General features: G+C 43.5%; 20 protein-coding genes. 16 read left to right on the top strand and 4 right to left on the bottom strand.

Annotated elements, in window-relative coordinates; genetic code table 11:
• Nucleotides 1–21: 21 nt before the first annotated feature.
• Nucleotides 22–234, top strand: a complete 213-nt coding sequence (locus ABT997_RS03370; protein ID WP_006596552.1) for a DUF3272 family protein — start codon at nt 22–24, stop codon at nt 232–234.
• Nucleotides 235–276: 42 nt separating this feature from the next.
• Here ABT997_RS03370 and birA read toward each other — a convergent pair whose 3' ends face one another.
• Together birA and ABT997_RS03360 are read right to left on the bottom strand one after the other, a co-directional pair.
• Entirely contained in the window at nt 277–1,218 is a 942-nt protein-coding gene (gene birA, locus ABT997_RS03365) for a bifunctional biotin--[acetyl-CoA-carboxylase] ligase/biotin operon repressor BirA (protein WP_350018740.1), read from the bottom strand.
• A 28-nt stretch (nt 1,219–1,246) separates the two neighbouring features.
• Entirely contained in the window at nt 1,247–2,248 is a 1,002-nt protein-coding gene (locus tag ABT997_RS03360; RefSeq protein ID WP_156676276.1) for a LacI family DNA-binding transcriptional regulator, read from the bottom strand.
• Nucleotides 2,249–2,389: 141 nt separating this feature from the next.
• Between ABT997_RS03360 and ABT997_RS03355 the strand changes: the two genes are divergently transcribed.
• The 12 genes from ABT997_RS03355 to ABT997_RS03300 all read left to right on the top strand — a co-directional run bounded on the left by ABT997_RS03355 (nt 2,390) and on the right by ABT997_RS03300 (nt 15,160).
• Nucleotides 2,390–3,556 (top strand): galactokinase, encoded by a 1,167-nt coding sequence (locus ABT997_RS03355; protein ID WP_350018739.1) that lies wholly within the window; start codon nt 2,390–2,392, stop codon nt 3,554–3,556.
• Nucleotides 3,557–3,568: 12 nt separating this feature from the next.
• The gene (gene galT, locus ABT997_RS03350) at nt 3,569–5,041 is read left to right on the top strand and encodes a UDP-glucose--hexose-1-phosphate uridylyltransferase (RefSeq protein ID WP_350018738.1); all 1,473 of its coding nucleotides are present in this window, start codon (nt 3,569–3,571) and stop codon (nt 5,039–5,041) included.
• 64 nt (nt 5,042–5,105) lie between these two features.
• A complete protein-coding gene (gene galE, locus ABT997_RS03345; RefSeq protein WP_314369825.1) occupies nt 5,106–6,104 on the top strand; it encodes a UDP-glucose 4-epimerase GalE in 999 nt (332 codons plus the stop codon).
• A 127-nt stretch (nt 6,105–6,231) separates the two neighbouring features.
• Nucleotides 6,232–6,816: a DUF1307 domain-containing protein gene (locus ABT997_RS03340; RefSeq protein WP_314369827.1), complete on the top strand. Its 585-nt coding sequence runs from the start codon at nt 6,232–6,234 to the stop codon at nt 6,814–6,816.
• Nucleotides 6,817–7,096: 280 nt separating this feature from the next.
• Nucleotides 7,097–8,242, top strand: a complete 1,146-nt coding sequence (locus ABT997_RS03335) for a DUF4767 domain-containing protein (RefSeq protein ID WP_350018737.1) — start codon at nt 7,097–7,099, stop codon at nt 8,240–8,242.
• A gap of 173 nt (nt 8,243–8,415) precedes the next feature.
• Nucleotides 8,416–9,144 (top strand): ABC transporter ATP-binding protein, encoded by a 729-nt coding sequence (locus ABT997_RS03330; protein ID WP_314369829.1) that lies wholly within the window; start codon nt 8,416–8,418, stop codon nt 9,142–9,144.
• Nucleotides 9,137–10,657, top strand: coding sequence for an ABC transporter permease/substrate-binding protein (locus ABT997_RS03325; RefSeq protein ID WP_350018736.1), 1,521 nt, complete (start codon nt 9,137–9,139; stop codon nt 10,655–10,657). Before ABT997_RS03330 ends, ABT997_RS03325 begins: the two co-directional genes overlap by 8 nt.
• A 232-nt stretch (nt 10,658–10,889) precedes the next feature.
• Complete coding sequence (locus ABT997_RS03320; RefSeq protein ID WP_350018735.1) at nt 10,890–11,828, top strand: AEC family transporter; 939 nt, start codon at nt 10,890–10,892, stop codon at nt 11,826–11,828.
• 94 nt (nt 11,829–11,922) lie between these two features.
• Nucleotides 11,923–12,354: an Rrf2 family transcriptional regulator gene (locus tag ABT997_RS03315; protein WP_350018734.1), complete on the top strand. Its 432-nt coding sequence runs from the start codon at nt 11,923–11,925 to the stop codon at nt 12,352–12,354.
• A 77-nt stretch (nt 12,355–12,431) separates the two neighbouring features.
• Nucleotides 12,432–13,436 carry an NADP-dependent oxidoreductase gene (locus tag ABT997_RS03310; protein ID WP_350018733.1) on the top strand — a complete coding sequence of 335 codons (1,005 nt, stop codon included), beginning with the start codon at nt 12,432–12,434 and terminating at the stop codon, nt 13,434–13,436.
• Nucleotides 13,437–13,449: 13 nt separating this feature from the next.
• Entirely contained in the window at nt 13,450–14,286 is an 837-nt protein-coding gene (locus tag ABT997_RS03305; RefSeq protein ID WP_350018732.1) for an alpha/beta fold hydrolase, read from the top strand.
• Between the two features lies 1 nt (nt 14,287).
• The gene (locus ABT997_RS03300; RefSeq protein ID WP_350018731.1) at nt 14,288–15,160 is read left to right on the top strand and encodes an SDR family NAD(P)-dependent oxidoreductase; all 873 of its coding nucleotides are present in this window, start codon (nt 14,288–14,290) and stop codon (nt 15,158–15,160) included.
• A gap of 63 nt (nt 15,161–15,223) precedes the next feature.
• On the opposite strand, the gene ABT997_RS03295 is transcribed toward ABT997_RS03300, so the two are convergent.
• Complete coding sequence (locus ABT997_RS03295) at nt 15,224–15,556, bottom strand: glucuronide permease (protein ID WP_350018730.1); 333 nt, start codon at nt 15,554–15,556, stop codon at nt 15,224–15,226.
• A 38-nt stretch (nt 15,557–15,594) separates the two neighbouring features.
• Complete coding sequence (locus ABT997_RS03290) at nt 15,595–16,134, bottom strand: TetR/AcrR family transcriptional regulator (protein WP_350018729.1); 540 nt, start codon at nt 16,132–16,134, stop codon at nt 15,595–15,597.
• A 132-nt stretch (nt 16,135–16,266) separates the two neighbouring features.
• Here ABT997_RS03290 and ABT997_RS03285 point away from each other — a divergent pair, with 132 nt between their 5' ends.
• From ABT997_RS03285 to ABT997_RS03275, 3 genes are all read left to right on the top strand, one after another.
• Nucleotides 16,267–17,175, top strand: a complete 909-nt coding sequence (locus tag ABT997_RS03285; RefSeq protein WP_350018728.1) for a cation diffusion facilitator family transporter — start codon at nt 16,267–16,269, stop codon at nt 17,173–17,175.
• Between the two features lie 112 nt (nt 17,176–17,287).
• Complete coding sequence (gene hemH / locus ABT997_RS03280) at nt 17,288–18,385, top strand: ferrochelatase (RefSeq protein ID WP_350018727.1); 1,098 nt, start codon at nt 17,288–17,290, stop codon at nt 18,383–18,385.
• A gap of 85 nt (nt 18,386–18,470) precedes the next feature.
• On the top strand, nt 18,471–19,508 hold the full coding sequence (locus ABT997_RS03275) for a zinc-binding dehydrogenase (protein ID WP_350018726.1): 1,038 nt from the start codon (nt 18,471–18,473) through the stop codon (nt 19,506–19,508).
• The last annotated feature ends 25 nt before the right edge of the window (nt 19,509–19,533 follow it).

Raw genomic sequence — 19,533 nt, 5'->3', positions numbered from 1 at the left:
AAATCATGGTAGAATAACAATATGAATAAACGTCAATTTTGGACTATGGCTATCTTTACAGCCTTAGAAACCTATTTTTTTAATGATGCTGTGATGAGGGAAAGCTACCTGGCAGCTATCTTTTGGGCTCTCTTGATATTGAGAAATTTACAAGTCAGCTATATCTTAGGAAAGTTGGTCGAAAGTATCGATCAACAGCTTAATCAGAAAAAACGAGATAAGTATAAAAAATAAGCACCAAGTGGTGCTTATTTTTTATGAGCTGTTGGCTCTGTTTTATAGATCCCACTGCTTGAGGGAGATTTCGCCACTGTTGAGCCAGCGTTCTTTGCCGTCCGTCAGTTGGACTAGTAGTTGTCCACTGTCCGAAATATCCTTGGCCAGGCCTTGGTAGCTAGTCTGATTTTGTTCGAAGCGGACTTCCTTACCTAGAACTAGTGAGCGTTGCTTGTAGAGGTAGATCAGCTCCTCCTCTGGACTATTGAAAAATTCCTTCCAAATCTCAGCAATCAGTTCATTGCGAGTAATGGGAGGCTGGGAGTCAAAGAGGGAACCAGCCTTGTCCTTCAGTTCCGTAGGGAAATTAGTGATGGCAAAATTAAGGCCGATACCAATGATAACATCTGTGATGAGGCCTGTTTCGATGGAGCTGATGGCTTCAGTCAGAATGCCTCCAACTTTTTTTCCCTTGTAGTAGATATCATTGACCCACTTAATATCGACATCCAATAAGGCTAGATTTTTCAGAGCCTTGTAGATAGCAGCCGCGACCATGAGGGTATAGGCGGGAGCTTGATCAAAGGGGAGATTGGGCTTGATGTGGAGCGACATGTAGATTCCCCCTTGAGAAGGGCAGAAGTAGTCGCGCCCAAAACGTCCTTTAGCAGCTGTTTGATAGGGAGCCAGATAGAGGGTAGAGGAGTCTCCTTCAGCTTCCATAGCATTCTTAGCGTCCAGTTGAGTGGATTGGGAATGAGGATTGTAGGAGACTGTTAGAGGACAATGCTCCTCGATAACTTGAGGAATTAGGAGATCTCCGGAAAGAATCTTGTAGCCTCGTTTTTTAACGGACTCAATCTCAATGCCTTCCTTTTCTAGACGCTGAATGGCCTTCCAGATAGAGGTGCGAGATAGTCCCATTTCTTGGGCTAGTTGTTCGCCGTTGACATAGTCTTGAGCTTGGGCCAAGGTTTGGTATAAAATTTCGTGTGTTTTCATAGTTCTTATTTTCTAAAAGAATGGAAGATCATCCATTCTTGGTACTTTCTCTTAAGGTGAGTTTGGTTCCTAGCATGGTGAGGGTTGGTATTTCTCTTGGAGCTAGGACTTGTTTATTAAGGACGTCCATAGCAGTACGTCCCATTTCTTCTGTAAAAACAGTGATGGTCGAGAGGGGAGGAAAAACTTGCTTGGCTAAACTGGTATCGTTAAAGGAAATGAGTTGGATATCATCTGGGACCTTAATGCCGGCTTCTTGAAAGGCGCGGAGAGCCCCAATGGCCAAGCTATCACTAGCAGCAAAATAGGCATCTGGTAAGGGTGAGCCAGACTGAAGATGAGAGGAAATGAGGTCATAGCCTGATTGAGCTGTAAAACTACCTGTGAGTATGAGTTCAGGGTGATAAATGTTTCTTTCAATACAATAGTTTCGATAGGCTCTTCGCCGAGGATCGGGAATACTTTCCAATAGGTCAGTCGTTTTTTCCTCTCCGGTTAGGAGACCAATTGTTTGACACCCTTGCTTTCGTAAATAGTGAAGGGCAGTCTGTACAGCATTTTCAAATTCAGTCGTGACACAAGGATGTCCTTGGTTGAGAGTGTTACTATCGACAAAAACCAGAGGCTTGGCTAGCTTTTCTAGCTCGACAATCTGAACTCTACTAAACTTTCCAATACAAAGGACACCAACAACTTCCTCTCCTAATCGAAAGGGAATATCATTGAAATAGCGGAGGATGCCATAATCGAGATCCTGTGCTCTTTTTTCAATGCCTAAACGGATGTTGTAGTAGTAAAGGTCGTCCAGCTCTCCCTCTTCACTTTTCCATTGGATGATGACAATTTGTTGTTTTTCTTTCTTAAAGTTCCCACTTTTCTGATGTCTGGTGTAGCCTAGTTCGTCAGCAACGGTCAAAATTCTGTGGCGGGTTTCCTCTGTTACAGAAAGACTAGTATCTTGATTCAGCACACGTGAGACAGTGGCGATGGATACGTTAGCGAGACTGGCAATATCCTTTAATGTAGCCATAAGTTTTCTCCTTCTGTCTTCTAGTATATCATAGCTTTGGCCTGGTTAGTGTAGTTTACTAAAATTTTAGTAAACTAATTGATTTGCTTTATGAAAAGGGTTACACTAAAGATAAATAACTATATAAGTGAGGTAATCGCAATGAATACTCAAGAACTTCGGAACGCTTTTCAAACAGTCTTTGGAGCAGAAGCGGATCATACCTTCTTCTCACCAGGTCGGATCAATCTAATCGGTGAGCACACAGACTATAACGGGGGTCATGTCTTCCCTGCAGCTATCACCCTTGGTACCTACGGAGCAGCTCGCAAACGCGAGGATAAGCTTCTTCGTTTCTTCTCTGCTAACTTTGAAGACAAGGGCATCATTGAAGTTCCTCTTGAAAACCTTCAGTTTGAAGAGGAGCACAACTGGACCAACTATCCAAAAGGCGTTCTTCATTTCTTGCAAGAAGCTGGTCACACCATTGATGTGGGGATGGATGTCTATGTCTACGGTAATATTCCAAATGGATCTGGTCTCTCTTCTTCAGCCTCACTAGAGATGCTGACGGGCGTCATTGCGGAAACCATCTATGGTCTTAAAGTGGATCGGGTAGATCTGGTTAAGATCGGGAAACAAACCGAAAATCACTTCATCGGGGTTAATTCTGGTATCATGGACCAATTTGCCATCGGTATGGGGGCTGATCAACGAGCTATTTATCTCGATACCAACACCCTAGAATATGATCTGGTACCGCTCGACCTTAAAGACAATGTCGTGGTCATCATGAATACCAACAAACGCCGGGAATTAGCGGATTCCAAATACAATGAACGTCGCGCGGAATGTGAAACAGCTGTTTCAGAATTGCAAGCTAAACTAGACATCCAAACCTTGGGTGAATTGGATGTCTGGGATTTTGATACCTATAGCTACTTGATCAAGGATGAAAATCGCATCAAACGAGCTCGCCATGCGGTACTTGAAAACCAACGGACCCTCCAAGCTCGCAAGGCTCTGGAAGAAGGAGACTTGGAAGCCTTTGGACGATTCATGAATGCTTCCCACGTATCCTTAGAACACGATTATGAGGTAACTGGACTTGAATTGGATACCTTGGTGCATACAGCCTGGGAACAAGAAGGAGTGCTTGGTGCTCGTATGACGGGAGCAGGCTTTGGTGGTTGCGCCATCGCCCTTGTTAACAAAGATAAGGTTGAGGCTTTTGAAGAAGCTGTCGGCAAACGCTATGAGGAAATCGTTGGCTATGCGCCAAGTTTCTACATTGCAGAGGTTGCGGCAGGGACACGGGTGCTTGATTAAAAAGGAGATAGGATGACAGAACTGGTATTAGATGCATTTGTCACAGCCGTCATTGTGGCAAGTGACTATGAAGAGATGGATCGGATTTATCTAAAAAACCGCGTTATGAGTCGCATTGGAGAAGAAGGGCTAGACGTCCCAGCTCATCGGGCCGACTTGATCTCACTCAAAGATCAGCTGCTGGAAATCGCTGTTGCGAATGGTAAGATCCAAGATAGCATGGCCGCAAAGGACAGCTTGGGAGCGGAGTTGATGGATTGGATCACCCCTAGTCCTAGTCAGGTCAATCATCGTTTCCAGGAGACCTATCGTCAGTCCAAGGAAGACGCGATTGCGGATTTCTATGCCCTCTCCAAGCGCAATGATTACATTAAGGTCAAGGCGATTGCGCAAAATATCGCTTTTGAGGCAGAAACTCCCTATGGCGCCCTTGAAATCACCATCAATCTGTCAAAACCTGAAAAAGATCCTAAAGACATCGCAGCGGCGAAGCTGGCTAAAGCTAGTCATTATCCAGCCTGCCAACTGTGTTTTGAAAATGAAGGCTATCAAGGTCGCCTAGACCATCCTGCCCGTGCCAATCATCGGATCATCCGCTTTGACATGGACGGTCATGACTGGGGCTTTCAATATTCCCCTTATGCCTACTTCAATGAACACTGCATTTTCCTCGATAGCCAGCATGTTCCTATGGCCATTAGCCGCAAGACCTTTGAGCGACTCTTGACCATAGTAGAGACTTTTCCAGGCTATTTTGCAGGCTCCAATGCAGATCTACCCATTGTAGGAGGATCCATCCTAACTCATGACCATTATCAAGGCGGACGCCACACCTTCCCTATGGAGCTGGCAGAACTTGACCAAACCTTTACCATTCCTGGCTTCGAAGGGGTTCAAGTGGGCATCGTTCGTTGGCCAATGTCAGTCTTGCGTCTGCAGTCAGATAACAAGAAAGAGCTGATTAACTTGGCAGATCATATTTTAGCAAGCTGGCGAGGTTACTCGGATCCAGCTGTGCAAGTCTTAGCGGCATCCGACGGTCAGCCCCACCATACCATTACCCCCATTGCACGGATCCGTGATGGGCATTATGAACTGGACTTGGTGCTCCGTGACAACCAAACCTCACCAGAGCATCAAGATGGCATTTACCACCCGCATGCGGATGTGCAACACATCAAAAAAGAAAACATCGGCCTGATCGAAGTCATGGGCTTGGCGATTTTACCTCCTCGTCTCAAAGAAGAGCTCAAGCAGGTTCAAGACTATCTACTTGGACGTGAAAGCAGTGTGGCTAGTTACCACCAGGACTGGGCTGCTGACTTGAAAGTCACTCACCCATCCATCACAGAAGAAGCAGAAGCAAAAGCTATTGTTCGTGAATCAGTTGGTCAAATCTTTGCGCGCGTGCTCGAAGATGCCGGTGTCTACAAGCGAACAGCAGAAGGCCAAGCAGCCTTTAGACGCTTTGTCGCGACACTTTAAGTGTGGAGAAGAGGCCGAAATTTGGTACAATAAGAGAGAAGACAAAGAAGCGAAAGGAAAACAAATGGCAATACTCGTACTCGGAGGAGCTGGCTACATCGGTTCACATATGGTGGACCGTTTGGTCAATGAAGGACATGAAAAAGTCGTCGTGGTCGATAGTCTGGTCACAGGCCACCGTGCAGCGGTGCATCCAGAGGCCGTCTTTTACCAAGGAGACCTAGCGGATCAAGACTTCATGCGCATGGTTTTTAAGGAACATGCAGATATTGATGCGGTCATCCACTTTGCGGCCTACTCACTGGTCGCGGAATCTATGGCGGATCCATTGAAATATTTTGACAACAATACAGCAGGCATGGTCAAACTCTTGGAAGTCATGCATGAATGTGGGGTACACTACATCGTCTTTTCTTCAACCGCTGCCACCTACGGTATTCCAGAAGAGATTCCGATTCTTGAAACCACTCCACAAAAACCGATCAATCCTTATGGCGAAAGCAAGCTCATGATGGAAACCATCATGCGCTGGGCCGATCAAGCCTATGGCATCAAGTATGTGCCCCTTCGTTACTTTAATGTAGCGGGCGCTAAGCCAGATGGATCCATTGGAGAAGACCATGGACCAGAGACCCACCTCTTGCCAATCGTCTTACAAGTAGCCCAAGGTAAACGTGAGAAGATCGCAATTTTTGGAGATGACTACAATACACCAGATGGGACCAATGTTCGGGACTATGTCCATCCATTTGACCTGGCAGATGCCCACATGCTTGCGGTGGAGTATCTCAGAAAAGGGAATGAATCGACTGCCTTTAATCTGGGCTCATCGACTGGATTCTCCAATCTTAAGATTGTCGAAGCAGCCCGCAAGGTGACGGGACATCCGATCCCACTTGAGATTGCAGATCGCAGACCAGGAGATCCAGATACCTTGATCGCATCCTCTGATAAAGCGCGTGCTATCCTCGGATGGCAACCAAAATTTGATAATATCGAAACCATCATCCAAACAGCCTGGGCATGGCATTCCAGCCACCCAGAAGGCTACAATGATCGATAAGGTGGGACTGCGAACATCATTTTTGAGGGTTTTCTTATACATCTATATCTACAGTTGATCTTGTTAAATGACTGGTTTCAGACGTCAGTCGTTTTCTTAAACATCATAAAATAGTGAGGGATTCAAAATGAATAAAACTGTAAAAAATCTGACTATCCTGTTAACAGCTAGTCTCCTACTAGTTGGTTGCGGACCAAAAGAGGAACCAAAATCTACCGTTCAAACGTCCACTAAAGCTACGACAAAAGCGACAACTGAATCATCAACTAAAGCAAAGACCAAAGATTCATCAACTGATGAGGTTAAAAAAGAAGACTCAAGAGCAGGTGCCCAAAAAACTGTTCTTGAAGCGAGTGATGAAGCAGGTAAGTCAACCGTCACCTTGTATTACAAGGGAGATACTTTATTAGTACAAGAAAAGGTTGATGATTATAATATTTCAAAAATGGAGGGAGACAACCCTCTTGAAGAAATGAAAGAAGCCGTTGCCATAAGCCAAGAAAAATTCAAAGATCTGATGGGAAACGGATTTGAACTGACATCAGAATACAAAGACGGTATCTTCTATATCTACAATACAATTGATTACACGAAAATCGATTTGCAAAAGCTAAAAGAAATCGTACCAGGCTTTAATCCTCTAAATGACAGTACAGTTAGTTATTCTGTGACGAAAGAAAGTCTCATTAACAGTGGTATGGTCGAAAAATAATGTTTTGATATTCTAATCGGTCAGATTTTTCGCTTTGCTAAGGCTAGTGATGACCAAATCGTGAACAAGGATTATGTCTTCCAAGCAATAATGAAGTGGTCGCCTTGATCAAGTAGCATCTTGAAATCCAGGATAATCCAGGTTGGCGAGAGCAAAAGAACCCAAATTAAATCAAATAAAATAAGAAGGTTTTACACAAATCATCAGGTGTAGCCTTCTTTTTTGGTATAATATAAAGAGAAAAGTATAAATATCAAGGATGACACAGAAGGAGAAGCTTATGAAACGAAAAGAGAAGTTAGGAGCCTTTATTCTCTTACTAGCAGGACTTATTACGGTTGGTTGTAGCAAACGAACTCCTCGACATTCTAGTCAGTTGAATAACAGCTCGGAAACAACGACGGTATCATCCTCTAGTAAAAAAGTTACTAAAAAAGAGGTGAAAAAGGATTACAAGAAGTTGTACCAGCCTGTATTTGAGGATTATCAAAAGATTTTGACATCGCCAAAAGATACAGCAAGTATCGCAAGTCTCTATCAAAGTTTACAAGCAACTGAGCGTCCAATCAATAGTTGGGCAATTGAAAATGCGGTCAACCAAGTAGATGAAATGCGTTATGCCTTTGCAGATTTAAATAACGATGGGATAGAGGAACTTCTGATTGCGGACCTAAATTTGAGTGGCAAATATTTCTTAACCGGCCTATATTATTTGAAAGCCGAGAAACCAGTCCTTTTAGCTGAAGGATTTACTGCTGGTCATGGTGGAGCAAGAAATGCAGTCCTTGTCTATAAAGGAGGAGAGGTACTGGAGCTTAGCTGGTCCTCAGGTACGGGTCAAGGTTATGGAACTCTTTATCAGCTTAATGCTAAGCAAGAGCAAGCGACTATACTCCAAGAAAAAGAGATTCAAATACAAGCAAATGATATTGCTGCTGATTTTGGAAAAAATGCATCGGATCAAATTGACTTAAGAGGCCTCGATTGGCAGGAATTTGAAGTTCCAAGTCGTTCATCTAAGTCAACAACTGAGCAAAAAGCACCATGGAATCCCAACAAATCTGCCAAGCTAGAAGCTTTTATAAAGGACTGGGGGGAAAAAATAGGACAGCCCAATTACCAAAAGGGAATCGCAGGAGGAGACGTTGGGGCCGATCATCTCTATATTCTTGGGGATGGACCAAGTGAGAAAATGAATGCCGAGTATACGGATACAGGTCTAGGAAATGCCCAGTACCGAATTGTAGAGCGTTATAGCAATTGGGACAAATACCCGGATGTTCATAGTTACTTTTTCGCTATCACCAATACGGGAGAGCCTATCGTCTTTCATTCAGATACAACTAATGGAGGACAAATGTATCTTAAACCGACAGAAAATGCTGAACTCCAGGCAGAGTTCAAACGCTTAGTGGAAGAAGAGTAAACAATAAAACGTAAGTGAGTTTGGGCTATCCCAAACTCTTTTTCTTATATATAATTTCAAATCAAAATCATTGACAGATGTAATATCTAGCATTACAATATTATAATAATGATTACACTCTTATAAAAAGTGAGATAAGGATCTTAGCTTTTAAGGAGATGGTGAGGAAGAATATGATTGAATACAAAAATGTAGTCCTACGCTACACGGAAAAGGACATTTTAAAAGATGTGAATCTCCGTATTGAAGATGGAGAATTTATGGTCTTGGTAGGACCTTCAGGATCTGGAAAAACCACCATGCTCAAGATGATCAATCGTCTTTTGGAGCCAACTGATGGCAATATCTATATGGATGGAAAACGCATCAAGGACTATGATGAACGAGAGTTACGTCTTTCTACTGGTTATGTTTTGCAGGCCATTGCTCTCTTTCCAAATCTAACTGTCGCTGAGAATATTGCTTTAATTCCAGAGATGAAAGGGTGGACTAAAAGCCAAATAGCCTCTAAAACAGAAGAACTCTTGGACAAGGTAGGTCTGCCCGCTACAGATTATGCTCATCGTTTACCAAGCGAGTTATCGGGTGGGGAGCAACAACGGATTGGCATTGTGCGGGCCATTATTGCAGAGCCAAAGATTCTATTGATGGACGAGCCCTTTTCAGCCTTGGATGCCATTTCTCGCAAACAGCTACAGGCTCTCACCAAAGACTTGCACAAAGAATTTGGTATGACGACTATCTTCGTTACTCATGATACGGACGAGGCCCTGAAATTAGGCGATCGGATTGCGGTGCTACAAGAAGGAGAGATTGTGCAGGTGGCAGATTCTGATACCATTCTAGCCCAACCAGTCAACGACTTTGTTGCGGATTTATTTGGAGGTGCTCACCATGTCTAAACTATTTGCAACCTTTCAAGAACGCTTTGGAGACTGGCTCACTGCACTGGGGCAACATTTGCAACTGTCATTACTGACCTTGCTCCTTGCGATTTTTCTAGCTGTTCCACTGGCTATTTATTTAAGTAGTCGCAAGAGAGCCAGTAACTGGGTTTTACAGGTAGCTGGGATCTTCCAGACTATTCCTTCCATGGCCCTTTTGGGGCTCTTCATTCCCATCATGGGAATCGGGACGCTTCCGGCCTTGACAGCTCTCGTCATCTATGCCATTTTTCCCATCCTTCAAAATACCATCACCGGTTTACAAGGGATTGATCCAAGCCTTGAAGAAGCGGGAACCGCCTTTGGGATGACCAAGTGGGAGCGCTTGAAGAAGTTCGAGATTCCCTTGGCCATGCCCGTTATCATGTCTGGGATTCGGACAGCAGCTGTGATGATTATCGGGACGGCTACCCTAGCTGCCTTGATTGGAGCAGGGGGACTCGGTTCCTTTATCCTTCTGGGGATTGACCGCAATAATGCCAGTTTGATTTTGATCGGTGCCCTGTCTTCTGCCTTCTTAGCCATCGCCTTTAACCTTCTTCTCAAATGGATGGAAAAGGCCAAATTGCGGACCATCTTTGCGGCCTTTGCGGTCATGATCCTGGGATTGGGAGCTAGCTATACACCAAGTATTCTTCCCAAACCGGAAAAAGAAAACCTGGTCATCGCTGGGAAGTTAGGGCCTGAACCGGAAATTCTAGCCAATATGTACAAGATCTTGATCGAAGAAAACACGGACATGACAGTGACTGTTAAACCAAATTTTGGCAAGACCACCTTCCTCTATGAGGCTCTGAAAAAAGGGGATATTGCTATCTATCCAGAGTTTACAGGGACCGTGACCGAAAGTCTCCTCAAGCCGGCGCCGCAAGTCGACCATGATCCAGAAGCAGTCTATCAAGCGGCTCGAGATGGGATCAAGAAACAAGACAACCTGGCCTTGCTCAAACCCATGGCTTATCAAAATACCTATGCTGTCGCAGTGCCCAAGAAAATTGCCCAAGAGTATGGCCTCAAGACCATTTCAGATTTGAGAAAGGTGGAAGGACAACTTAAGGCTGGATTTACCTTGGAGTTTAATGACCGAGAGGATGGGAACAAGGGCTTGCAGAAGGTTTACGGACTCCATCTACAAGTCTCCACCATGGAGCCAGCCCTTCGTTACCAGGCTATCCAGTCCGGTGATATCCAGATCACAGATGCCTACTCAACGGATGCCGAGCTTGCTCGCTATGACCTCGTGGTCCTCCAAGATGACAAGCAACTTTTCCCGCCATATCAAGGGGCTCCCCTCATGAAAGAATCTCTTCTTAAGAAACATCCAGAATTGGAAGGGATTCTCAATCAGTTAGCTGGTAAAATCACAGCAGAGCAAATGAGCCAGATGAACTACCAAGTCGGAGTAGAAGGCAAGTCAGCTAATCAAGTGGCGCGTGACTTTTTGGTGAAAGAAGGGGTTATCAAAAAATAGAATTCTTAATAGAAAAAGTAATTTTGTTTAAGCTTCTCACCAAGGATTTCTCTTTGAACCGGATCTACTTAGTTGTTGAAGATGACTAAGAAGGGGTAGAACGGATGATTAATCGATTACTAGAGGTTGGGCATTTTGCCCCACCTCTTTTTGTGATATACTAGAGTAGTTTTTGAGACTTGAAAATAATGGGTTTTCAAGTTCAAATTTAAAAAAAGTAAAAGGAGAGAACATGGATATCTTTCTTAAGAGCATATCGGGGATCCTGGTCATTCTGGGGATGATATTAGTGGGCTTTGTCATAGGTGAAAAAGGCTGGTTTGATGACAAGTCACGTGGCTTGATCGCAAAATTAGTTACTCAAATCGCTCTGCCCTGCTATATGCTTTATACCATTACACAGCGCTTCACGTCGGGAGATCTGCTTAAAATGTTTCCGGCATTGCGGTTTCCGGCCCTGTCTATGGTTATTTTGCTTGGCATTGCAACAGCAGTAGCTAAGATCTTTGCAGTGAGACAGGACCGTCGTGGCCTCTTTATTTCCATGTTCTTTAACTCCAATACGATTTTTGTGGGGCTCCCCATTAACCAAGCCCTCTTCGGGGATGCCAGTATTCCCTACGTTCTGATCTATTACATGTGTAATACGACCTTTTTCTGGACTTTGGGGACCTACTTGATCCAGCGGGATGGCGAAGGAGAAGCTCAGTTTGATCTCAAAACGAGTGTGAAAAAAGTCTTTTCACCTCCTCTGATGTGCTTCATCTTGGGACTAGTCATGGTGATGCTGCAGATAAAGCTCCCTGCATTTCTAGCCAGTGATTTGCAGTATCTGGGCAATTTAACAACCCCCTTATCCATGATTTTCATCGGTTTGTCGGTATCTCATGTAGGCGTGAAGCAGTTGGTGCTTGGAAAAGATCAGCTCCTCATTCTACTAGGACGCTTCGTGGTTGCTCCACTCCTAATGGCGACCATTGTTTACTGGGCGCCTCTACCAAGTTTGATGAAGCAGGTCTTTATCATCCAGTCCGCTATGCCAGTGATGACCAATGCCCCGGTCGTTGCCAGACTCTACGGAGCTGATAGTGATTACGCAGCGGTCATGGTGACAGAGACGACCCTTGCTACCATGGTGGTCATTCCGATACTCATGGTGTTGATGGCTTGATCGTTTTAAAAAAGTGAAGCAAAAGTCTTGCTTTTCTTTTTATTTGTGTTATACTTGTTCTTGTATCGGATACAAGTTATCTAAAGGAGTTTATATGGATACGAAATTTTCAGTAGCCTTGCACATCCTAACCATGATTAGCGAGAGTAAGGAGCCCCTAAGTTCACAAGCTCTGGCTGAGAGTGTTGGGACCAACGCTAGTTATATTCGTAAGGTGATTGCCTTATTGAAAAATGCAGGCCTGATTACTTCCCATCAAGGAAAAACAGGCTATCAAATCAGTAAGTCTCCAAAGGACATCACCTTACTTAACATTTATTTTGCGACACAAGAAGTCAGCCACATCAGCCTATTTCCAGTTCATCAAAATAGCAATCCGGATTGCCCAGTAGGGAAACATATCCAAGGAGCAGTTTCACCACTATTTGCTAGCGCTGAAGCTCAACTTGAGAAGGAACTAGCCCAGCAAACCTTAGAAGATGTCATTAACAATCTTTATAAAGATGCCAAACAAAAACGAAACTGATTTGCATGCAGATCAGTTTTAAAAAGACTAGACTTGTATCTTTACCAGATACAACTAAAAATAGAAAAGAGAAAACAATGAAAGCTGCACAACATACATCATACAACAAAAAGAATATCACACTGAACATCACAGAAGTCGCTAAACCAAGTATCACAGACAAAGAAGTTTTGGTCAAAGTCACCGCTGCTGGGGTTAATCCTTTGGATAACATGATTTCCCGAGGAGAAGTCAAGATGATCGTCCCTTACAAACTCCCACAAACTGCAGGTAATGAAGTGGTCGGTATCATTGAAGAGACCGGTAGACAAGTCAAAAATCTCAAAGTCGGAGACCGAGTTTTTGGACGTTTACCACTTGATCATATTGGCGCCTTTGCAGAATACGTAGCTGTCGATAGTCAGGCTTTAGCCAAGGTTCCAGACTATCTGTCAAACGAGGAAGCCGCTGCTGTGCCTTTGACTGCCTTAACCATTATGCAAGCCTTAGAACTCATGGGTGCTCAAGCTGGCAAAACGATCTTTATCTCTGGTGGTACAGGTGGTGTCGGCGGTATGGCTATTCCGATTGCTAAGGCTAAAGGTTTGAAGGTCATTACCAATGGTGCTGGAGATAGCGCTGAGCGTGTATTGAACCTAGGAGCAGACCGCTTTATTGATTACAAAACAGAGGATTATACAAAAACTGTTAGCCAGGTTGATTATGTCCTCGATACCCTTGGGGGCGCCGAGACTGAAAAACAAATGTCTATCATGAAAAAAGGTGGTCAACTTGTTTCCCTCCGTGCTATGCCAAATGGTGACTTTGCTAAACGCATGAACCTGCCAAAATGGAAACAGATCCTACTTGGACTAGCCGGTCGCAAATTTGATAAGATGGCTGACAAATACGGCGTTCACTATCATTTTATCTTTGTAGAAAGCAATGGCGCTCAATTACAAGAGGTAGCTGACCTCTTTAGCAAATTGGAAATCAAGCCATCTATCGATACAGTCTATCCATTTGAAGAAGTGAATAGTGCCTTAGACAAGGTCGCTAATGGTCGCTCACGTGGAAAAACAGTCCTCAGCTTTAAGAAATAAAAAGGAAAAGACAATGTCATATCTTACAACTAAAAATCAATACATCACTGTCCAAGGAAATCAAATTGCCTATCGCGAACTCAGCAAAGGCAAATCAAAACTACCTCTTCTGATGCTGGTCCATTTGGCAGCAACCCTCGACAACTGGGATCCAAAACTCTTGGACTTGATTGCTGAAAAACACCATGTGATTGTGGTCGACCTTCCTGGTATCGGAGCCAGTCAAGGCAAAGTGGCGCCAACCATTCCTGGAATGGCTGAGCAGACAATTGACTTTGTAAAAGCGCTTGGTTACGATAAAATCAATCTCCTTGGTCTTTCTATGGGAGGTATGATTGCCCAAGAAATCATCCGAATCAAGCCTGATTTGGTCAACCGTCTCATTTTAGCAGGAACAGGACCTCGAGGAGGAAAAGAGGTCGATAAAGTTACAGGGAAAACCTTTAACTATATGTTTAAAGCGGGACTTGAGCGCATCGATCCTAAACGCTATATCTTCTATAACCATGATGAGCAAGGAAAAATCGAAGCCTTGAAAGTTCTCGGACGAATGGGGATGCGAACCAAGGAATTTGCGGATAAAGACATGAGTGTGGCTGGTTTCTTGACGCAACTCAAAGCGATTAAAGGTTGGGGGAAAGATTCTCAAGACGACATAACATTTATCACTCAACCAACCTTAATCGTCAACGGGGATAAGGATATGCAGGTTCCAACAGAAAATTCTTATGATATGCATGAAAAAATAAAAGATAGTAAGCTCATCATCTATCCAAATGCTGGGCACGGTTCGATCTTCCAATATGCAGAAGAGTTTTCAAAAGAACTCATTGCTTTCTTGGAGGACTAATATGGTCAAAACTATTCTAATAACCGGTGCTACGGAGGGCATTGGTAAACATTTGGCAAAGAAACTGGCCAGTGAAGGCCATCAGGTCATCCTTCATGGTCGCAATCCTCAAAAACTGGAATTAGCGCTTCAAGAGGTTCGGTCCGTTTCCCTGAGAGGTAGAGTTTCGAGCTACTTGGCTGATTTTTCAAAATTAGATGATGTTTATCGATTTGCGGAGGAAATCAAGCGAGACTTTCAAAGTATCGATGTGTTGTTTAACAATGCAGGACTGTATGCAGGAAAAGAACGAAAAGCAAGTGCTGAAAATGTCGAGTTGACTTTTATGTTATCCGTTCTCGTTCCCTATATGTTAACAACTGAGCTAAGTCCCTTGTTAGAAAAATCAGCTGACGGCCGTGTCATTAATACCTCTTCCTATATGCATCATTTTGCCAAGGTCAAGGATTTGGACTTTGGATTTGAGAAAGAATACAATCCAGGATTGGCCTATAATAATTCCAAACTCTATACCATTTGGATGACACGCTATCTAGCAAGAGACTTCTTTTTAAAAGGTTCAAACATCACCATCAATGCCTATCATCCTGGTCTTATCTCGACCAACTTAGGGAATCATTCTAGTGATGCAAAGACGAAAAGGTCTCTCTTCGGACGCCTGATGAAATCTCTCTCGAAAGATCTAGATCAGGGAATCGAAACAGGCTATTATCTCACCTTATCAGAGGAAGTCAGGGGCTTGACAGGCTACTATTTTGATGAAAAGAAAGTCAAGTCGGTATCTGAAAAAGGCTACTCATTTGAAAAAGCACAGAAATTAATGGATTACTGCCAAGAAAAGGTCAAAATGTTTAAAGAAAAGCAAGATTTTTAATTCCTTATTGATTTCGTAACTACTAAAAAACTCAAGTTTTCATTGATAAAACTTGAGTTTTTCTTATATGAGGGCTAACAAAATGGTAAGAATCAGAGCGATTCCCAATCGAATAACGTGGTGGGCTAGATGGAAGTTTTCTTTGTGCTTGCCATTCCAATAGGCTCCGTAGCAAATCAAGCTAACTCCGATCAGCCAAATGAATAAAGCAACAATCGGCAAAAGGAAGTAGAGGATGAGAGAGAAGGTCGCAAGGCTACTTCCTAGAAAAAGTAGGTAAATTCCAAGGGTCTTCTTGCCCTTTTTTAATTCGGAAAGGCTGACCAATAAATGAAGAAGAGCAAAAGCAAGGGCAAATAAGGCTGTAAAAAAGCCGAGAAGGATGGGGAGGAGCATAGTTTTCCTTTCTATGATACATGATGTAAAGTCACACCTTAGTTAGAAGAGATGTTTAAAATCTCCAAATAAAACTGGATGACTTCTTGTTCGGTGTAAGTCTTGCCTTTTTTCAACCACCAAGTCAGGGTTTCAATGAAGTTGGTTACGACCAGGTGTTTGAGATAGGAGTGGGGGATGTTGGGGTGCGATTGAATCAGTTTTTCAACTACCATGGGGTAGACGTCGTGCTCCAGTTCTTTTTTCAGTTGCCGGATAAAATAATCATTTTTGGAAAGCAAGAGACTGGTCACATGATCTTGGTTTTCCTTGAAATGCTGAAAGATATGGGCTAGGTAGTCTTGGGGAGAGAGCTGATCATCTCGCTCAAAGAGGTGGTGAAAGAGTTTTTGGCAGAGTTCATCCAGCAAGAGTTCCTTACTCTCGTAATGGCTGTAAAAAGTTGAACGCCCCACATCAGCACGGTCAATAATTTCCTGAACGGTAATAATGTCGTAGTCTTTTTGGTTGAGTAAGTGTAAAAAAGCATGATAGATAGCTTTTCTAGTTTTGGTAATACGACGATCCTGTGTTGTCATATGGACACTTTGAACAAATTGTTCAGTAACGTACATCCTAAACAGTTTGCCCCTATCCTTTCTTTTTAGAGTTAGAGATAATATTAGTGAAAAGATAATTCTATTACTATTATACCAAAGGAAGGTAGAAAAATGAGTTCAAAACGTGCTGTTTGGCTGGCTTTTTTCTTGAATCTGAGCTTTGCCATTGTTGAGTTTATTGCGGGTGGGGTTTTTGGTTCCAGTGCTGTTCTCGCTGATTCGGTCCATGACTTGGGGGATGCTCTAGCCATTGGCCTCTCGGCCTTTCTAGAAACGATCTCTAATCGTCAAGAAGATAGTCGCTATACCCTAGGCTACAAGCGTTTTAGCTTATTAGGGGCTTTAGTAACGGCAGTCATTCTGATGACAGGGTCTGGTATGGTGATTTTAGAAAATGTAAGCAAGCTTTTCCACCCTCAGCCCGTCAATGACGAAGGGCTTCTTTGGTTGGGAATGATTGCTATCAGTGTCAATGTGCTGGCGAGTCTGGTCATTCGCAAGGGGCAAACCAAGAATGAATCCATTCTCAGCCTGCATTTTTTGGAAGATACCTTAGGTTGGTTGGCAGTCATTCTGATGGCCCTTGTCCTCCGATTTACAGACTGGTATATCCTAGATCCCCTCTTGTCTCTTGCTATTTCCTTCTTTATTCTGTCCAAAGCCATTCCACGTTTTTGGAGCACGCTCAAGATTTTCCTGGATGCTGTGCCAGAAGGGGTAGATATCAATCAAGTTAAGAGTGATTTAGAGCAGTTGGACCATGTCGCAAGTATCAATCAGCTTAATCTTTGGACCATGGATGGACTAGAGAAAAATGCTATTGTTCATGTTTGTCTCAATCAGATGGAGCAGATGGAAGTCTGTAAAGAGTCTATCCGAGACTTGCTCAAAGAGAGGGGTTTTCAAAATGTCACCATCGAAGTGGATGAAGACCTAGCAACTCACCGCTCCCACAAGCGAAATATCGAAGAGCTGGAAGCCAGTCAAAGTCATGGACATGATCACCACCACCATCATTAAGGTTTGTTTTTCAACTCTTAAAGTCTACCTTTAAGAGTTATTTTGATACTAAGTTCCCTAAGGTAAGCCTTTTCATGGTAAAATAGTGGAAAGTATATAGTAAGGAGTAGTTATGAGTAAAAGAGCTGTGTTGATGATGACTTTTGGTTCACCAGAAGAGATTACCTATGAAGGAGTAGCGGAATTTTTCACAAATATACGCCGTGGGGTTCGTCCTGAACCACATGAAATTCAGACTTTATATGACAATTACGTCCGAATCGGTGGAACCCCACTCCAAAGGATAACTAGAGAAGAAGTGGACATGGTTGCTACTGCTCTCGGAAATCAAGCGTCGGTTTACTTTGCCAACAAATTTTCCCGCCCTTTCATCACAGATGTGATCAAAGAAATGGAGTTAGATGGAATTAAAGAGTGTTTGTGTTTGATTCTGGAGCCCCATTATTCCTACTATTCTGTCATGGGATATGAGAAATTTTTAGAAAGTGAGCAGATTAGGTTCCAAATTATCAAGGATTGGTACCGTGAACATGACCTACTTCACTATTGGTCTGATGAGATCCAAAAGATTTTAGATAAGATTGGAGATGACAGCTTTAGGGTGATTTTTTCAGCCCACAGTGTCCCAGTTTTGGCAATAGATTTCGGTGACCCCTATATCGACCAGATTTATGACAATAGTCGCTTGATTGCGGAGATTTTAGGGCTAAAGGAAGAGCAGTACACTAATACATGGCAGAGTGAGAGTGATATAGGTATTCCTTGGATTAAACCAGATGTCTTAGAATACCTGCGAGATGAGAGTGAACACCCGAACCACTATATTTTTGTTCCGATTGCCTTTATTAGTGAGCATATTGAGGTTCTTTTTGATAATGATGTGGAGTGTAAGGAGCTATGCCAAGAGCTCGGAGTGGCTTATCACCGACCTCCTATGCCAAATAGCGATTCACGACTGATTAAAGCCCTTCTGTCAACCATTCAGTCTCATATAGATGGTGACTATAGTGACTATCAACCTCAGCTAGAGACTTTTGATGAGTTGGAAGCTCCTTCAAGTACAGGTCAGATTTTGGAAGCAGAAAAAGATATTCAGATGCCTGATTTCGTCAAAAAATTGATTGCTAAAAAAGGTCGAGAAAATGTCAAGATGCCCTATCTGATTAAGAAAATGCTAGAAAAGAAGTATGGGAAAAATATGATTAAATGATGGAGTTTTAAACCAGGAAGTGGGCTAGAGCTCGATAAAAAGTGTATACTATAGGTAAGTAAGCAATAGAAAGTAGGTCGTCCCTATGAAGAAAACAGTTTATACAAAAGCTGGGCAAGTGGGCCTCGTAGAAGTGGAGCGTCCACATATCGAAGCACCAGATGATGTCATTCTCCGCATCGTTCGCACCTGTGTCTGTGGCTCTGATCTCTGGAGCTACCGCAATCCAGATATTGAAGAGGGGCACCAAAATAGTGGTCACGAAGCTATTGGGATCGTTGAAGAAATCGGAGAAGCTATTACAACGGTGAAACCGGGAGACTTTGTCATCGCCCCTTTCACTCATGGTTGTGGGGAGTGTGATGCATGTCGTGCTGGCTATGATGGGACCTGTGACCACCATATCGGCACCAACTGGTCTGATGGGGTTCAAGCGGAGTACATGCGCTTCGAATACGCCAACTGGGCCCTTGTCAAAATCCCTGGGCAACCATCAGATTATACCGAAGCTATGCTCAAATCCTTCTTGACGCTAGCAGATGTCATGCCGACAGGCTACCATGCAGCGCGTGTGGCTCATGTAAAACGAGGCGATAAAGTGGTTGTCATCGGGGACGGAGCCGTGGGGCAATGCGCTGTGATTGCTGCCAATATGCGAGGAGCATCGCAAATTGTCCTCATGAGTCGGCATGAAGACCGTCAGCAAATGGCTTTGGAATTTGGTGCAACAGCTGTTGTAGCAGAGCGTGGGGAAGAAGGCATTGCCAAGGTTCGTGAAATCCTTGGTGGAGGAGCAGATGTTGCCCTTGAATGTGTCGGTACTGCAGCAGCCGTCGATCAAGCCCTTGGGGTTCTTCACAATGGAGGGCGCTTAGGATTTGTCGGTGTCCCTCACTACAATAACCGTGCTCTTGGTTCGACCTTTGCGCAAAACATTTCTGTTGCAGGAGGGGCAGCTTCCGTAACAACTTATGACAAACAGTTCTTGCTCAAGGCTGTTCTTGATGGCGACATCAATCCAGGACGCGTCTTCACCCATAGCTATAGCTTGGACGAGATTGATCAAGCCTATAAAGACATGGATGAACGCAAGACTATTAAGGCCATGATTGTGATTAACTAACGAAAAAATCTAGTAGAAATTATCT

Origin of the sequence: Streptococcus australis, assembly GCF_040226615.1 — a bacterium.
Lineage (GTDB): Bacteria > Bacillota > Bacilli > Lactobacillales > Streptococcaceae > Streptococcus > Streptococcus australis_E.
Note: the sequence above shows the minus strand (reverse complement) of the source record. Positions and strands in the feature narration are given on the sequence as shown.

Coding starts and splice junctions, on each gene's coding strand:
- ABT997_RS03370 (WP_006596552.1), top strand. CDS start 22: ATGAATAAACGTCAATTTTGGACTATGGCTATCTTTACAGCCTTAGAA.
- birA (WP_350018740.1), bottom strand. CDS start 1,218: ATGAAAACACACGAAATTTTATACCAAACCTTGGCCCAAGCTCAAGAC.
- ABT997_RS03360 (WP_156676276.1), bottom strand. CDS start 2,248: ATGGCTACATTAAAGGATATTGCCAGTCTCGCTAACGTATCCATCGCC.
- ABT997_RS03355 (WP_350018739.1), top strand. CDS start 2,390: ATGAATACTCAAGAACTTCGGAACGCTTTTCAAACAGTCTTTGGAGCA.
- galT (WP_350018738.1), top strand. CDS start 3,569: ATGACAGAACTGGTATTAGATGCATTTGTCACAGCCGTCATTGTGGCA.
- galE (WP_314369825.1), top strand. CDS start 5,106: ATGGCAATACTCGTACTCGGAGGAGCTGGCTACATCGGTTCACATATG.
- ABT997_RS03340 (WP_314369827.1), top strand. CDS start 6,232: ATGAATAAAACTGTAAAAAATCTGACTATCCTGTTAACAGCTAGTCTC.
- ABT997_RS03335 (WP_350018737.1), top strand. CDS start 7,097: ATGAAACGAAAAGAGAAGTTAGGAGCCTTTATTCTCTTACTAGCAGGA.
- ABT997_RS03330 (WP_314369829.1), top strand. CDS start 8,416: ATGATTGAATACAAAAATGTAGTCCTACGCTACACGGAAAAGGACATT.
- ABT997_RS03325 (WP_350018736.1), top strand. CDS start 9,137: ATGTCTAAACTATTTGCAACCTTTCAAGAACGCTTTGGAGACTGGCTC.
- ABT997_RS03320 (WP_350018735.1), top strand. CDS start 10,890: ATGGATATCTTTCTTAAGAGCATATCGGGGATCCTGGTCATTCTGGGG.
- ABT997_RS03315 (WP_350018734.1), top strand. CDS start 11,923: ATGGATACGAAATTTTCAGTAGCCTTGCACATCCTAACCATGATTAGC.
- ABT997_RS03310 (WP_350018733.1), top strand. CDS start 12,432: ATGAAAGCTGCACAACATACATCATACAACAAAAAGAATATCACACTG.
- ABT997_RS03305 (WP_350018732.1), top strand. CDS start 13,450: ATGTCATATCTTACAACTAAAAATCAATACATCACTGTCCAAGGAAAT.
- ABT997_RS03300 (WP_350018731.1), top strand. CDS start 14,288: ATGGTCAAAACTATTCTAATAACCGGTGCTACGGAGGGCATTGGTAAA.
- ABT997_RS03295 (WP_350018730.1), bottom strand. CDS start 15,556: ATGCTCCTCCCCATCCTTCTCGGCTTTTTTACAGCCTTATTTGCCCTT.
- ABT997_RS03290 (WP_350018729.1), bottom strand. CDS start 16,134: ATGACAACACAGGATCGTCGTATTACCAAAACTAGAAAAGCTATCTAT.
- ABT997_RS03285 (WP_350018728.1), top strand. CDS start 16,267: ATGAGTTCAAAACGTGCTGTTTGGCTGGCTTTTTTCTTGAATCTGAGC.
- hemH (WP_350018727.1), top strand. CDS start 17,288: ATGAGTAAAAGAGCTGTGTTGATGATGACTTTTGGTTCACCAGAAGAG.
- ABT997_RS03275 (WP_350018726.1), top strand. CDS start 18,471: ATGAAGAAAACAGTTTATACAAAAGCTGGGCAAGTGGGCCTCGTAGAA.